This window comes from Streptomyces sp. NPDC098101, from assembly GCF_044760185.1.
Taxonomy (GTDB): Bacteria; Actinomycetota; Actinomycetes; order Streptomycetales; family Streptomycetaceae; genus Streptomyces.
The window spans coordinates 325,034-339,361 of sequence record NZ_JBIWAS010000003.1; the positions used below are offsets into that span (position 1 = coordinate 325,034).

The following is a 14,328-nucleotide window of genomic DNA, read 5'->3' on the forward strand; positions in this document are numbered from 1 at the left end:
GGGGGGGCGCGGCCGGGGGTGTGGGGGTGTTTCAATCATAGGGGGTCCATAAACCCTTTTTGGGGGTGTTGGGGGGGGGGGGGGGGCCCCCGGGGTGGGGGGGGGGGGGGCCCCCCCTCCGGCGTTTCACCGGGCCGTCAGCTCCCACACCGCGACGAGCACCCCGGCGCTCGCGGTCAGGGCCGCGATGCTGGCCAGCGGCCAGCGGGTGCGTTCCAGGGCGTCGAGGCGGCTCTCGTGGTCCGCGAGCTGCTTGTCGGTCTGGTCGCTGCGCTGGACGAGCAGGGCCAGGGAGCCGTCGACCCGGGCGAAGCCGGCCTCCAGGGTGCCCCGGAGGCGTTCCAGTTCGAGGGCGACGGCGACGGGATCGTTCGGATCAGACTCGGTCATCGGCACCTCCCGGGGAGCTGCGCAGCCAGGACGGCAGCAGGGCCTGCACCGCGTCGAGGGCCATCACCCGGGCCAGTCCGCCGGCGACGGCGAGCGCCCCCGCGACCCAGGGGAGGGTCGCGGGGACGCCGGAGGCGTCGACGATCGCGGGGAGGACGACGGCGATGCCGACGGCGGACTGGAGGACGGTACGGGCCGTGCGCTTGGCGGCATCGGACATCGGGGTGCTCCTCACCGGGTGTACGGGACCTTCAGGGCGTTCCAGGAGACGGCGCCGGGGACGCCGTCGGCGTCGGAGCCGCGGAAGCCGAGCTTGTGCTGCCACTTCGCGTAGCTGCGCCGGTCGGCCTCGCTCCAGCGGGGGCCGGGCCCGACGGCGTACGCGGAGCAGCCCTCGGCGACGAGGCGGCGGCCCATCGCCGTGATGACCGGGGAGCTCGTCTCCGCGCGGAAGAACGAGGTGCCCGGGAACGGCTGGAGGCGGGGGGCGGCCGGCTTGCCGGCGCCGGGGGCGGGCGCGGGCTTCACGGGGGCCTTGTTCAGCCGGGCCCGGACCCGCTCGCGCATCACCGGCATCCCGAAGCCCTTGGGGTCGCTCTTCCAGTCGGACCACTCCAGGTGGCCGATGACGGACCTGGCGCCCCAGCCGTGCGCCCGGCACAGGGCGGCGGAGACCCGTTCGATCGCGTCGAGCTGGGCGGCCGGCCAGGGGTCGGCGCCGTTGCCGAGGTTGACGCACTCGAAGCCGTAGAAGCGGGAGTTGCCGTCGACGGCGTTCGGGCTGCCCTGGTGGGCGCGGGGGGCGGGCGGCCGGTCGCCGTACGTCTCGCCGGCGACGGCCTTGAGGACGGACGGGTCGCCGCCGCCGGCGTGGTTGGCGCGCCCGGCGGAGACGAGGTGGACGGTGCCGTCCTTGGCGATCACGCCGTGGCAGAGCGGGCCGGGCAGGCCCGTGTAGCCGTCGGAGCACATCGCGACCGTCGAGGCGGTGCCGGAGCTGACGGTGTGGTGGATCATCACACCGGTGACCGGGCCCCAGGCGCCCGCGCCGTTGCGGTCGTGGGTGCGCCAGCCGGGGTGCTCGACGACGGTGACGCCTTCGGCGCGGAGCGCGGCGAGGAGCCGGTCCGCGGTGAGGGGGGTGGCCATCCGGGGCCTCCTTCGGAAACGGAAAAGCCCGCTCCGGAGGATCCGGGCGGGCGGGCGTACGGGCGGTGCGGGGTTACGGGGCGGGGGCGGGCTGCTCCGGCTCCGGCTCGGGTTCCGGGGCCCAGGTCTCGCAGAGCGAGGCGTAGGCGGTCCGGCGGTTCTCGAAGTCGGCGAGCGCGGCGGTGACGGCCCGCCGGACGGCGGTCGGGTCGGGCACGGCCGGGACGCCGTCCTTCGCCGCGACGACGGCCAGGCCGTAGCCGCGCAGGACGGCGTCGCCCGTGCCGGCCCTGGCGAGCTCCGCGGTGACGGACACCGACGGGTACTCGCCGGTGATCGGGTCCCGCTCCAGGGTGTGGCCGAGGCCGTTGTCGTAGACGCGTACGGAGAGGGTGTGGCCGTTCTCCGTGACGGTGGCGCGGCCGGCGTAGTCGATGACCACGCCCCAGGGCTGGGTGGGGTCGATGTTCACGGAGTGCTCCTCAGGACTGGGTGCCGTACATGCTGACGGGCTGGGCGTACACCGTGCCGCTCGCGCTGGTGACCACGGCGTGGATCTCGACGGTCATCACCTTGCCGAACTTGGTCGCCATGTCGACCGGGAGCAGGCCGGTGTGGTCGAAGGTCTGTCCGGCGCTGACGGTCGGCCCGAACTGCTGGCCGTCGACCATGACCTTCACCTGGCCGGCCGCGCCGCTGGACGCCTTCGTGTACATCGCGAGGCGCATCTTGGGCTGCCAGACGGGGTTGAAGGACTGGGCGATGGGGGTGAAGGCCGTGCTCGTGGTGGACGGCCACTTCGCCTCCTTCAGGTGGTCCACCGGCGGCAGCAGTTGCAGCCACGGCCTGGCGAGGCCCCCGGTCGTGACGTCGTCGGCGAAGACCTCGTGCTGGTAGTTGTCGAAGATCCGCAGGACCGGCTTGGTGGTGGGGGTGCCGGCGGCCGGGACGGGCCGGATCTCGTTGAGGGGCGGGCGGGTGTTGACCGCCGTGGACAGGGCCTGGATCCGGCGCTCCATCTGGATCAGCCGGTCGATGATGTCCTCGGGCAGCAGGGCCATCAGGCCTCCTCCAGTGCGAGTTCGGCGGTGTCGGGACGGCCCCGTTCGGCCGGCCGGACCTTGACGCCGACGATGCGGTAGCGGGCGTCGAGGCCCGTGGGGTGCCATTCGTCGGTGATGCGGATGCGGGCGGTGCGGCCGAGGAGCGCCGGGGGGAGGACCCCGCCGAGCCGGATGCTGATCTCGGGGATCCGCACGTGGCCCGCCGCCTCGTCGACGGCGGCCTGGGCGAGCGAGTTCAGCGTGGCCTTGTCGCTGATGTCGTTGTGGTCCTCGGACAGGTCGAGCTGGGGCCAGAGGTCGGGCAGCGGGGTGCTCGGCACGGCCGGGTCGGACAGGGTCGGCCGGGACTCGGCCCCGGCGTTGCTGTTGGCCGAGGCGCCGCGGACCAGGGCCACGGTCCCCCCGCGGGTGGCGTCGTCCGGGAGGGAGTACGACAGGATCGTGCCGGGCCGGTCGAAGATCATGTCGGTGGCGCCGGTGCGGATCCCGGGCGAGCCGAGCCGGAGCTGGCGGACCCGCTTGCCGTCGGCCGGGTCGCGGTAGACGAGGATCTGGTACTCGAAGCCCTTCTCCTGGGCGCCGAGCTGGTCGAGCGCCTCCTGGTAGGAGGTCTCGTCGCCGTGCCGCCAGGAGGCCGTCCGGGTCACGCCGGACTCCACCGTCTCGTCGCCGACGTCGATGCCGCTGCCGGCCAGGCCCTCCGACAGGTGGGACCAGAGGGCGCGCGCGATGACGAACTGTTCGGTCGGCTGGGTGAACCGGGTGGCGAACCGGTCCGTGCGGATGCGCCGCCGGCCCGCGTACGAGTCGAAGGTGGAGGCCTGGATGCCGAGGGTCACCACGCCCCGGTCGCTGGACTGCAGGTTGGTGGTCCAGACGATGCCGCCCCACCACAGGTCCCCGCCGCGCTCCAGGTAGACCGTGGTGCGGCCCGGCTTGATCTTGTGGGCCCGCTCGGCGATGGCCCGGTCGGGGAGGGGGACGGTGCCGGACAGGGAGCCGGCCCGGCCGATGTAGTCCTCGAACGAGACGTCCCGCAGCGGCAGGATGTCGAGGGTCGTGTCGGTCACGAGGTCGCAGAAGATGGCCCGGTAGGGCGTGTCGAGTGCCATGGGAGGCCCCCTTACAGGACGTAGGTGGCGGACACCCGGACGTGCCGGCCGGCCACGAGGGCGCCGTTCGGCGACCAGGTGCGCAGCGTCAGCTGTCCGCTGGTGGAGAGGAAGACGCCGCCGGAGGCGAAGCCGTCGGAGGCCGCCGCCTCGTACTCCAGGGCGGGGCGCCAGCCGGCGGGGAGGGTGAGGAGCGGCTCGTCGTTGATGTTGCCGGCGCTGTTGGCGTTGATGTCGGCGCCGTTGCGGGTGACGACGGCCGTGACGCTGGCGACGCCGCGGGTGCGGCGCCCGGCGAAGGAGTGGAGGGTCCAGCCGGTCAGCGCGGTCGCGCCGGTGGTCGTGGTCTCCACCTCCACGGGCGGCTGGTAGTTCGCCCAGGAGGTGCCGTTCCACCGCTGGAGGACGCCGTTGTTCTCCCGGAACTGGCCCGGGTAGCTGCCGACGGAGAGCGCGCCGGAGGGGGCGACGCCGCCGATCTCCTTCGGGTAGGCGACCCAGCCGTTGCCGTCCCAGCGCTGGAGGTGGCGGGCGTTGTCGTTGTCCTGGTACTGGCCGGGGTAGGAACCGGGCACGCCGGCGTTGTTGTAGACGGGCAGGATGCCGCCGACGCCGACGAGGGTGGTCCGCAGGTCGGTGACGGCCCCGCCCGTCCAGAGGATGCCGCCGGTGCCGGCCGAGGCCGACTTCTCCACCCTGACGGTGAAGAGCGGCAGGGAGAGCGGCGGCGCCCCGGGGGCGGTCGGCTGCGCCTTCGGCGCGCCCTTGAGGATCTCCAGGGTGGCTTCGCTCTTGGTCAGGCTGTCGAACTCGTCGTCGTACACGCGCAGGAAGACGAGGTCGACGCGCGGGTGAAGCGGATCGCCGTCGCCGAAGGTGAGGACGGTGTCCGCGTCGAGGGTGACGGGGTACGCGCCCTGGAGGTTCGGGCCCTGGACGACGGCTCGCCCGGCGTAAATGGTGGCGCTCATGGGGCCGTTGCCGCTGAGCGAGAAGCCGCTGACGCGGAACTTCCCGTCGTTCGAGCCGGGCAGGATGCCGGAGCGCGAGGCGAGCGGGTTGACCGGCGTGGTGGCGCCGTGGGCGGTGAGCCGGGTGGTGACGCGGGTCTGCCCGGTCGGCGGCAGCCAGCCGCTGCGCAGTGCCATGGTGTTCTCCTGTCGGTGGGTGGTCCGGGACTACGGCAGCGGGTCGACCTTGATGAAGGTGTTGTCGAAACCGCCCCTGAGGGAGAGGTTGTTGTTGATGACCCGGAAGAAGGCCGTGAGCGTGTACGTCGCGCCCGGGGTCAGGCCGGACAGGCGGCGCGTGGTGGACACCGAGACCATGTGCTGGCTGGCGGCGATCGTCGCGTAGTCGTCGTCGAGGTCGTTGACGACCGTGGAGCCCTGGGTGAGCCGGAGCGCCATGTACGCGTAGTGGTCGGGGCTCTGCGACCGCATCTTGCAGCCGAAGGCGACGGCGATCGCCTTCGACGGCGGGGCGACGAAGGAGAGCGCGAGCGGGTTGGTGGTGCGGCCCTGGAGCGTCGAGGTGTACGTGGTCGACGGGGTGTCGCCGAAGTCGCCGTTGTCGACGAAGTACGGGCCCGGTACGGCCGGGGCCCACGCCGAACCGTTCCAGCGCTGGAGCTGGCCGCCCGTCGAGTCGCGGTACTGGCCCGTGTAGCTCGCCGGCGTGGTCGACGCGGAGGCCGGGACGATGCCGCCGAGCGCCGAGGGGTACGAGACCCAGGCGCCGCCGTCCCAGCGCTGGAGCGCGCCGCCCGCGTCCTGGTACTGGCCGGGGTAGGCGCCCGGCTGGGACGCGCCCTCGACCGGGAGGATGCCGCCGAGGGAGACGACCGGGGTGCGCAGGTCCTTGAGCGCCCGGTCCCAGGGGATGCCGCCGTTGCCCGCGCTGGCGCCGGCCGGGACGGTCACCTCGTAGAGCGGGAGGCAGCGCGGCGGGACGCGCGGGACCTTCGGCTCCTGCTCGGGCTGGCCCTGGATGACCTCCAGCACGGCCTCGGTGCGGTCCCCGCCGTCGTAGAGCTTGTCGTAGACCTTCAGGACGATCAGGTCGATGCGGGCGTACTGGGCGTTGCCGGGTCCGAAGGTCACGACCTCGGAGGCCGGCAGGGTCACCGGGAAGACGCCCTGGGAGATCTCGCCCTGGATGACGGCCCGGCCCTCGGAGACGGTCGCCGACATGGCGGCGGAGCCGAAGGTCCAGAAGCCGGAGAGCCGGTACTGGCCGCCGTACGAGCCGGGCAGGACGCCGGAGCGGACCTGGACGGGGTTCGTCATGGTGGTGACACCGGTCTGGGTGAGCCGGGTGTCCTCGCGGGTCTGGCCGGTCTCGACGACCCAGCTGCTGCGCAGGTTCATGGGGATTCTCCGTTCGGGGAAGGACGCGAGGGGGGAGCGGGGGAGCGGGGGATCAGGCCTTGATCCACTCGGTGTTGAGGTTGCAGGCGTAGCCCGAGCCGCCGAGCGTGCGCACGGCCGCCGTGTGGGTCTGGTAGGCGGCGAGCTGGACGGTGTTGCCCGCGGCGAGCTTGACCAGGCCCTGGCCGCCGATCGCGACGGCGCCGGTGGAGGCCTGGGTCAGCCACGTGCAGCGGCTCACGCCCACGCCGTTGACGAGGATCCGGGCGCCGCGCAGGCCGTTCGCGGAGTCGCCGGACCAGACGACGTGGCCGGAGATCCGGTACCAGCCGGCCCGGGGCGCGGTGTAGGTGTTGCCGCCGTTCCAGCCCGAGGCGTCGTCCACGTCGACGCTCTGGAGGGCGACCGGCGTCCAGGCGTTGGAGGCGATGCTCTGCTGCACCGTCTGGGAGGCGCTGAACAGGACCGAGGCCCTGCCGTCGGCGTACTGCCAGGCCGCGCCGTCCCAGCGCTGGAGCCCGCCGGTGTTGTCCCGGTACTGGCCGGTGTAGGCGCCGTTGGCGGTGCCGGCCGGGGCGATGCCGCCGACGGCCTTGGGGTACGAGACCCAGGTCGTGCCGTCCCAGCGCTGGAAGAGGCCCGCCGTGTCCCGGTACTGGCCGGTGTAGGCGCCCTTGAAGCCGCTGGCGGGCATGATGCCGCCGAGCGGGACGACCGGCCAGTGCAGGGGGGTGACGGCGGTGCCCCAGCTGATCCCGCCGGTACCGGCCGAGCTGCCCTTCGGCACCCGGACCGTGTAGAGCGGGATCGTGCTGCCCGGCCCGGTCGGCGGGGCGGCGGGGGCGGCCTGGGGGGCGCCCTTGACCACCCGTACGACCGCCTCGGTGCTGCCCGAGCGGTCGTAGGCGTCGTCCATCACGGCCAGTTCGACCAGGTCGATCCGGTCGTACTGCGGGTCGCCGTCCGTGAGCGTGAAGGTCTCCGGCGCGGTGACGGCGACGAGGTAGGCGCCCTGGGCGGTGTCGTTGCCCTGGACGATCGCGCGGCCGGTGCCGATGGTGAGCTGCATGGGCGCGCTGCCGGTCAGCACGAAGCCGCCCGGCACGATGCCCGCCCGCGAGCGCAGGGGGGTCTCCTCGGCGCTCTGGCCGCTGGGGGTGAGCAGGGCGGCGAGGGTCAGGCGGGTGTCCTCGCGGGTCTGGCCGGTGGACTGGAGCCAAGCGGCGCGTACGGTCATGGGGTCACCTCTCCGGAAGGGGGCGGGGCGGGGCGGTCGGTGGGGAGGGGCCGCCGGCCGCCGGGGGCGGACGGCGGCCGGGGCGTCCTCGTCACCACTCGGCGCCGCGCCAGCGCACGGTCATCAGCGCGTCCGCGGTGCTCGCCTCGGGCCGGAAGGACAGCTCGCTCCGGCCGGGGTCGACCACGAACAGCTCCTCCGGGGTGGAGTCGGCCATCGCGGTGTGCAGGCGGGAGGCGGAGTTGTTGAGCATGACGGTGCCCGCGCGGGTGTCGACGGTCAGTTCGTCGCCGGCGGTCAGGTCGATCGCGTACCGCAGCCGGCGCCTGCTGACCCGCTCGGTGACGGTCGGCATGGAGCACGGGCCGCGGAAGACGATGACCGGGTGGACCGGGGCGGAGCCGGTGTTCTCGACGACGGCGTCGCCGGTGCTCTTGGCCTGGCCCCAGGTCAGCGGCCAGGTCAGCGGCCAGGTGAGGCCCGACTCCGGCTGCGGGGGGCTGGTCGTGGCGGTCTGCTCGTTGACGAAGTACCGGCGCGGGTCGGCGGCCAGCCACTGGACCGACATGCGGGAGCTGCCCTGGGTGGCGAAGCCCTGGTCGGCCGGGACCACGCGCTGGGCGATCCGGGCGCGCACGGTGAGCAGTTCGCCGTGCAGCCGGACGGTGAGCCAGCGCTCCTCTTCGAGGAGGGCGAGGGCCTGGCGCAGCCTGCGGACGGCCTCGACGGCGCCGCCGTACTCCGGCATCAGCACGATCGTGCCGCCGACCTTGCGGGGCTTGGCGTACCGGGAGCCCGGCCAGGCGCCGTGGGAGGTGGGGCGGTCGGCGTCGGAGGAGTCGTACTCGGGCAGGTCCTCCCAGCCGGAGAGGCCGGACTTGTCGACGGCGAAGGGGGTGCCGGGGCCGATGAGGAGCCCGGCCCACTGCACCTGCCCGTCCTGGGTGATGAGCGAGCCGGGCGCGAGGTCGGCGGTGTAGGAGTTCTCGGAGTACGGGGGCGTGGTCTCGGCCATGGGGCCGTCACCTCACTTGGGTCGGGGGCGGTCGACCGCGGGCGGTCGGGTGCGGGCGGACGGCCGCCGTCGCGGGGCGGTCGGCCGGGGCTGACGGGGGCTGACGTGCGCGGGGCGGTCGGCCGGGTCGGGGCGCGCGGGACGGCGCGCGGTCGAGGCGCGGGCGGTTCGGGGCGCGGGCGTCAGTGGCGGGCGGTCGCCGTCAGCGGCGGGCGGTCGCGAGGAAGAGCAGGTCCTCCGCGGTCGACCGGGGTCCGGCGCCGGGCTCCTCGTGGAAGTCCCGGACGCGGTGCGGTGCGGGGAGCGGCTCGTCGATCGCCGGGACCCGGCGGGTCTCCAGCTGGGCGAGCGAGTCGATGCGGAAGTCGTCCGGGGTGCCGGGGGAGACGATGCCGCCCTCGGCGAGCAGCGGGATCTTGTCGAGGTCGACGCCGAACTTCTTGTCCGTGAGCGGGATTTCGACGGTGAGCTTGTTCAGCCCGTCGATGATCCAGTTGGCGAACGCGATGAGCCCGTTGATCGGCCCCTTGACGACCCCGAGCACGGCGCTCAGCGCGCCCTCGATCAGGTCGCCGATGCCGCGCAGCGCCCTGCCCACCGCGTCCTTGGCGGTGCGGAAGAAGCCGGGGATCTTGTCGGTGATCCAGCGGACGACCGGCTGGACGGCGTTCTTGACGCCGCCGAGCGTCCGGGAGGCGATGCCGCGCAGCGCCTGGGTGGCGGAGCGGACGGCGGAGCCGATCCGGGAGATGCCGCCGATCGCCGAACCGACGGCCTTCAGGCCGGCCTTGAAGACGGTCAGGTACGCCTTGGCGTACATGCCCACGGCCTGGCCCAGGAGCCGCATGAGCGGCTGGAGGAACTTCCAGACCGCCTGGAACCCCTTCAGGGCCTGCTGGAAGACCTGCTTGATGATCCGCTGTCCCGTCTCGGAGCTGACGGCCAGCTCGATCAGGTACGCGGCGATCGGCACGAGCAGGCCGACGACGAAGCCGAGCGGGTTGGCCCGCATGGCGACGTTGACGCCCGTCATGGCGACCGAGGCGACGGTCATGACGGTGCCGAAGGTGCCCATCAGGCCGGTGATGACGTCCGTGACGGGCAGCAGCGGCAGGAGCAGGCCGAGGACGGCCCCGGCGCCGGTGCCGATCCTGCGGGCGGCGGTGCGGGCCTTGCCCGCGGTGGTGCCGATCCGCTTGATCCGGGCGGGTGCGGTGGAGCTGCGAATCCTGGTGACGGCGGTGGCGGTGCCGGAGGCGCCCTGCCCGAGGGCGCGCAGGGAGGTCCCGGCGGTGCGGACCGAGGCGGCGAGGGCGCCGACGCCGCCGGCGGCACCCCGGACGTTCTGCCGGAGCCTCTTCAGCGAACCGCTCGCTCCGCCGAGACCCTGCCGCAGGTTGCCCATCGGGGCGATGGCCACGCGGAAGTTCGGAGCGGCTGCGAACGCGGCGCTCATGCGCGTGCTCCACGCGCCTTCACGAGGTACATCAGCGCGTCGGCGGTGGCGTGCGGGTCGCTGTTCCGGGCCGCGTGGTAGTGCTCGATGTGCAGCCCCGCGCCGGCGGTCCCGGTCTGAGCACCCTGGGCCATGCGGGCGCGGCGGGCGGTCTGGGCGAGCAGCCGGTCCAGCTTGGAGAGCGGGAGGACGGCCTCGGCCTCGCCGGCCTCGGCGAGGATCGCCGGGACGCCGCCGCTGCGGGGCATGACGACGCCGCCGGTGGCGAGCATGGGGATGGTGGGCAGGTTGACGCCGAAGGTCTTGCCGCCGACGACCGGGACCCAGCCGGGGACGCTGACCTTGACGCGGTTGAGGCTGCCGATCATCGAGTTGATGAGGCCGATGACGGCGTTGATCGGGCCCTTCACGCCGCTCTTGATGCCGTTGAACGCCCGGGACGCGATGTCCTTGAGGCCGTTCCAGACGGACGACATCCTGTCCTTGACGGCGCTGAAGGCCTTCGGGATCGCGGACTTGATCCAGTTCACCACCGGGGTGATGACGGCCTTGATGCCGTTCCAGACCGTGCCGATCACGGTCCTGATCGCCTTCATGACCGTCGTGATGACCGTCTTCCAGACGTTCACGTAGGTCTTGATGACGGTCGCGACGGCCTTGACGACGGTGGAGACGGCCTTCTTGATGCCGTTCCAGACGGTCTTGATCAGGTCGCCGGCCTTCTTCATGATCGGCCCGACGGCCTTCATGACGGAGCTGATGACGCTCTTGACGGCGCTGAACGCCTTCTTCAGGACCGTCTGCATCGTCTTCGAGCGGAGCGCCATGTCGACGATCGCCTCGATGAGCGGCATGAAGAGTTCGAGCAGCCGGACCAGGAAGTTGCCCTTCATGGACTTGTTGAGCTTGTCCTGGCCCTTGGCGGCCTTGCCCGCGCCGGACTCGTACTTGGAGAGCTTGCCGCCGGCGGACTGGGCGGTGTCGCCGGCCTTCTTCATGGCGCGCTCGGCCTGCTCGGAGGCCGTCTTGAGGTTCTTGAGCTGGGTGCCGGCGCCCTGGGCATTGGTACGGAGCGTCTTGAGCTGCCCGGACGCGGACCGCCCGGCGTCACCGACCTTCTTGACCGAGGTGCCGGTGCCGGAGGCCTGGGTTTTGAAGCTGCCGAGGGCGCTGGACGCGTTCTTCAGGTTTCTGACGAGAGACATGGGTTACCTCCTTTCGGGGTGGGTGGGGATCAGGCGCCGGCCGCGCCGCCGAGCTCCTGGTCGAGGGACTGGACCGTCCCCCTGAGCTCGATGAACTTCTGCCGCAGGGTCCCGGTCTCCTTGGCGAGGCTGTTCATCGCCCTGGCCTGCCCGGCCAGCTCCGGCTCCTTGGGGAGCTTGGACGGCTGGAAACCGTCCATGGCGAGATTGAGCTTCTCGAGGCCTTCGGTGACTTCCTTGAGCGCCACGCGGTTGACCAGGTTGACGGCGTCGCTGATCTTCTTGACGGCGCTCGCCGCCTTCTCGGCCTTGGCCTCGCGCGGCAGCTTGCCGAACAAGGTCTGGAACGTGGGGGCCAGCTTGTTGAACCTGTCCATCGCCTTGTTCAGCGGGACGAGCTTCTTGCGCAGGGCCTCGGCCCGCGTGGCGTTGGCCGGGTCGCTCACGAGATCGGCGAGGCTGGTGCCGCCGTTCCAGACGCGCTGCTCACGCTGGTTGACGGCGGCGAGCGTCTCCCGCCCCCAACCACCGTCGGGGTTCTTGGTCCAGATCCGCTTGCTGTCGTCGCCGCGGGTCTGCGCGTACCGCCACCCGTTGACGATCAGGCCCTTGATGGCGGGCAGCAGGCCGATCATGAGGGCGCCCGCGAGAGCCGCGAAGAGCCAGTTCTGCCATGCGACCTTCGCGCCCTCCTCCTTGCTCTCGAACCACTTCTCGAGCGCCGCGGCGAAGCCGCCGGCGATGGGGGTGGCCTCCATGAACTCGGTCCACTGGTTCTTGGTGGCCTCGGTGTGGATGTCCTCGATCTTGGAGATGGTGGCGGCGAAGAACTCCTTGATGAAGTTCTCCGTGGCGATCTTCGGCGCCACGTTGATGAGGTGGTTCTTGAGCAGGGAGGGCAGCTTCGGCTTCTTGGCGTCCTCCGGGTCGGGCCTGGCATCGATGAGCGCGGCCTTCAGTTCGGAGATCTTGTCGAGGATCTCCTGTTCCTTTGTCACGTTTGCTCCGCTTCCGGCCCGTACGGGCCAAGCGCCGAAAAGCCCCCACCGGTTCCGGCGGGGGCTCGTTCGTGTGGGGGCGGCGGGCGGCGGCTAGGCGTCCTCGTCCCGGTGGGCGTCGCGCCGCGCCGTGGCGAGGGCGTCGTTCCAGCCGGCCGCGTATGCGAGGGTCTCGCGGCGGGTGACCTCGGCGCACAACGTGCCGAGCAGCGCTCTCTTGTCGAGGGCGGCGGGTCCTTCGAGGAGCTGGCGGAGGCGGTCCTGGAGCGGGATGTGCGGTCGCGATGCCTCGGCCTGCTGAGTCATGGACGCCTGCCTTCCGGTTGCTTGCCCGTGCGTGTGTGGCGGCGCCGCGGAGTGAGGAGCGAGGGCACCACATGTTCGAACTTTTGTGCGAACAGAGTGTGGAACACCTGTTCTATGTTTGTCGAGCGGAAAACACCTGACGGCGTGTCTTTTGGCTTGTTTCCCGAACGGGTTGGTGGCTGATCCGCGCTTCTGTTCGACCGGGTAACCTGGAGGACGCGTTCCTCGGGCCCGGCCGCTCCGAGGGACAAGGGGCGCGAGGGGCGCGCGGGGACCCCGGGGGGCTGGAAGGCAGTACTGACGCATGGACACGGAGCCGGGAGCGAACCGGCGGGAACGAATGGTCGACTGGCTCGCCTCCCACCCCGATCTGCCCCACCTCTTCGCGCGCCTCTCCGAGCTCGCGCACGTCCATGGCTACGCCCCCGAAGACCTCGTCGTGATGCCGAGGAGCGAGGTCGACCGCCGCGAGACGACCGCCTTCACCTCCGGCTGGGCCGAGGCCGTCGCGGACGAACTCCCCCGCATCCGCAGGGACTACGAGAAGCGCATCGCGGACGCCTACGCACAGGGCCAGAGTGACGCGCGTGGAGTCCGCCGGCCCCGGCGCCGCGCGGACGGCGGACAGGACGGCGCCCGGGTCATCCCGCTGCCCTTCGCCCGGCTCCTCGAACCGCCGGCCGCCGTGGTCGAGGCGGAGGAGCGCGTACGGAGGGAACGCGAGCTGTTCGAACAGCGGCCCGAAGAGGATCAGCCCGAACGGGACCGGTCCGCACCGGATCCGTTCGCACAGGAACAGGACCAGGAGGCCGAGCCCGAGCACCACAGGGAGTCCGAGCCCGCACGTCACACCGAGCCGGACGTCCTCCTCAGCGCCCAGGAGAGCCGTACCCGCAGGAACGCCCAGCCGGTGCGCAAGGTCGTCCGCGGCAAGGGCGGCCGCCCGATCGTGCCGCCCCTCGGCGTGCCCGCCCAGTCCGTGTCCGGCGGCGAGCGCCGGGGCCCCGAGTCCGCCGAACCGGAGACGCGTCCGGGCCGGGGACGCCGGCTCTCCGACCGGGCCAAGGCCCTGGAGAAGGAGCTGTCCTCCGAGCGAGCACCGGAAGCGCCCCCGGAGTCCACTCCCTGACGGGAAGGGACTCCGGGGGCCGCGGGGGAAGGTGGTCTCAGCCGAAGAACCGGACGAGCTGTCCTGGGGAGACCTCGGGGGTCTCCGCCCCCGGGGAGTCCCCGTCCCGCTCCTCGGTCTCCTCGTCCTTGTCGCCCGGACGGGGAACGGGCTTCGGCGGATCGGGCTGGTCGCCGTCCTCGGACGCGTTGACGCACTGGAACATCCAGTTGGCGGCCGCCAGGTGGTCCACCGTCGCCGCGAGCAGGTGGTCGGTGATCGACCACTCCGCGACCTCGCCGTGGAGCTCGCGCTGGAGGGCGCTGTCCCGCGGCAGGTGCTTGATCAGGACCAGCACCCGCCGGCTGGAGAGCTCCCCGCGGTGCCAGTCGAGGAGGTCGACCCCGTAGTGGCGGATGAAATCGGCCTCGAGGGCCTCGGCGTGTTCTTCGACGAACGCGACGAGGCTCAGTCTTCCCCCAGGCCGAGCCCGGTCTCCTTGCCGTAGGCCTCCAGGATGGCGGCGATGTCCTGCATGGTGATGTCGTGCTGCTCGAACCGGTTGAACTGCTCCTCGCCCATCAGGAGCGCGAGCAGGCCGTCGACGTCGTTGTCGTCGAGCTTGCGCAGCCCCTTGGCGGTCGCGCGGCTCAGCTCGGTCGGAAGGGTGTAGGTCTCGCCGTCCAGCTCGAAGGACCACTTGCGGCCGTGGGCCTCCTGTCGCTGGGCGCGGGCGGCGTTGACGTCGAAACGGGCCATGGTGATGCGTACTCCTTGGTCGGGTGCGGAGGGGGAAGCGGGGGCGGGGGGGGGGGGCGGGGGGGCCGCCCCCCCCCCCCCGGGGGGCCCCCCCCCCCGCCGCCCCCCGCGTTTGCGGAATACGTGCCCGCGGCCCCCCCCGGCCCGCACCCCCCCCCCA

17 protein-coding genes are annotated in these 14,328 nt (G+C 72.4%); 1 reads left to right on the forward strand and 16 read right to left on the reverse strand.

The window, feature by feature from the left end; all coding sequences use genetic code 11:
* Positions 1-126: 126 nt before the first annotated feature.
* The 14 genes from ACIQVI_RS14430 to ACIQVI_RS14495 form a co-directional block, all read right to left on the reverse strand.
* Positions 127-390: a hypothetical protein gene (locus tag ACIQVI_RS14430; protein ID WP_351972471.1), complete on the reverse strand. Its 264-nt coding sequence runs from the start codon at positions 388-390 to the stop codon at positions 127-129.
* Positions 377-610: a hypothetical protein gene (locus ACIQVI_RS14435; RefSeq protein WP_121831419.1), complete on the reverse strand. Its 234-nt coding sequence runs from the start codon at positions 608-610 to the stop codon at positions 377-379. The genes ACIQVI_RS14430 and ACIQVI_RS14435 overlap by 14 nt, the downstream gene beginning before the upstream one ends.
* Before the next feature lie 11 nt (positions 611-621).
* A complete protein-coding gene (locus ACIQVI_RS14440) occupies positions 622-1,539 on the reverse strand; it encodes a peptidoglycan-binding protein (RefSeq protein WP_403595294.1) in 918 nt (305 codons plus the stop codon).
* 73 nt (positions 1,540-1,612) lie between these two features.
* Entirely contained in the window at positions 1,613-2,011 is a 399-nt protein-coding gene (locus ACIQVI_RS14445; protein WP_403595297.1) for an ATP-binding protein, read from the reverse strand.
* 10 nt (positions 2,012-2,021) lie between these two features.
* Positions 2,022-2,600, reverse strand: a complete 579-nt coding sequence (locus ACIQVI_RS14450; protein ID WP_403595300.1) for a hypothetical protein — start codon at positions 2,598-2,600, stop codon at positions 2,022-2,024.
* Positions 2,600-3,715, reverse strand: a complete 1,116-nt coding sequence (locus tag ACIQVI_RS14455; RefSeq protein WP_403595303.1) for a hypothetical protein — start codon at positions 3,713-3,715, stop codon at positions 2,600-2,602. The genes ACIQVI_RS14450 and ACIQVI_RS14455 overlap by 1 nt, the downstream gene beginning before the upstream one ends.
* A gap of 11 nt (positions 3,716-3,726) precedes the next feature.
* Positions 3,727-4,863: a hypothetical protein gene (locus ACIQVI_RS14460; protein ID WP_351972466.1), complete on the reverse strand. Its 1,137-nt coding sequence runs from the start codon at positions 4,861-4,863 to the stop codon at positions 3,727-3,729.
* A 30-nt stretch (positions 4,864-4,893) separates the two neighbouring features.
* Entirely contained in the window at positions 4,894-6,084 is a 1,191-nt protein-coding gene (locus ACIQVI_RS14465) for a hypothetical protein (RefSeq protein WP_403595306.1), read from the reverse strand.
* A 52-nt stretch (positions 6,085-6,136) separates the two neighbouring features.
* Complete coding sequence (locus ACIQVI_RS14470) at positions 6,137-7,321, reverse strand: hypothetical protein (protein WP_351972464.1); 1,185 nt, start codon at positions 7,319-7,321, stop codon at positions 6,137-6,139.
* 91 nt (positions 7,322-7,412) lie between these two features.
* Entirely contained in the window at positions 7,413-8,336 is a 924-nt protein-coding gene (locus ACIQVI_RS14475; RefSeq protein ID WP_403595309.1) for a phage distal tail protein, read from the reverse strand.
* A 202-nt stretch (positions 8,337-8,538) separates the two neighbouring features.
* A complete protein-coding gene (locus tag ACIQVI_RS14480) occupies positions 8,539-9,792 on the reverse strand; it encodes a tape-measure protein (protein WP_403595312.1) in 1,254 nt (417 codons plus the stop codon).
* Complete coding sequence (locus ACIQVI_RS14485; protein ID WP_351972461.1) at positions 9,789-10,997, reverse strand: phage tail protein; 1,209 nt, start codon at positions 10,995-10,997, stop codon at positions 9,789-9,791. Before ACIQVI_RS14485 ends, ACIQVI_RS14480 begins: the two co-directional genes overlap by 4 nt.
* Before the next feature lie 29 nt (positions 10,998-11,026).
* Positions 11,027-11,995, reverse strand: a complete 969-nt coding sequence (locus ACIQVI_RS14490) for a hypothetical protein (RefSeq protein ID WP_403595315.1) — start codon at positions 11,993-11,995, stop codon at positions 11,027-11,029.
* Between the two features lie 93 nt (positions 11,996-12,088).
* Positions 12,089-12,301, reverse strand: a complete 213-nt coding sequence (locus ACIQVI_RS14495; protein ID WP_351972459.1) for a hypothetical protein — start codon at positions 12,299-12,301, stop codon at positions 12,089-12,091.
* 304 nt (positions 12,302-12,605) lie between these two features.
* On the opposite strand from ACIQVI_RS14495, the gene ACIQVI_RS14500 reads away from it, so the two are divergent.
* Complete coding sequence (locus ACIQVI_RS14500; RefSeq protein WP_403595320.1) at positions 12,606-13,430, forward strand: hypothetical protein; 825 nt, start codon at positions 12,606-12,608, stop codon at positions 13,428-13,430.
* A gap of 37 nt (positions 13,431-13,467) precedes the next feature.
* Here ACIQVI_RS14500 and ACIQVI_RS14505 read toward each other — a convergent pair whose 3' ends face one another.
* Positions 13,468-13,764 (reverse strand): hypothetical protein, encoded by a 297-nt coding sequence (locus ACIQVI_RS14505; protein WP_403596845.1) that lies wholly within the window; start codon positions 13,762-13,764, stop codon positions 13,468-13,470.
* A gap of 113 nt (positions 13,765-13,877) precedes the next feature.
* The gene (locus ACIQVI_RS14510) at positions 13,878-14,168 is read right to left on the reverse strand and encodes a hypothetical protein (protein ID WP_017239563.1); all 291 of its coding nucleotides are present in this window, start codon (positions 14,166-14,168) and stop codon (positions 13,878-13,880) included.
* Positions 14,169-14,328 lie beyond the last annotated feature (160 nt).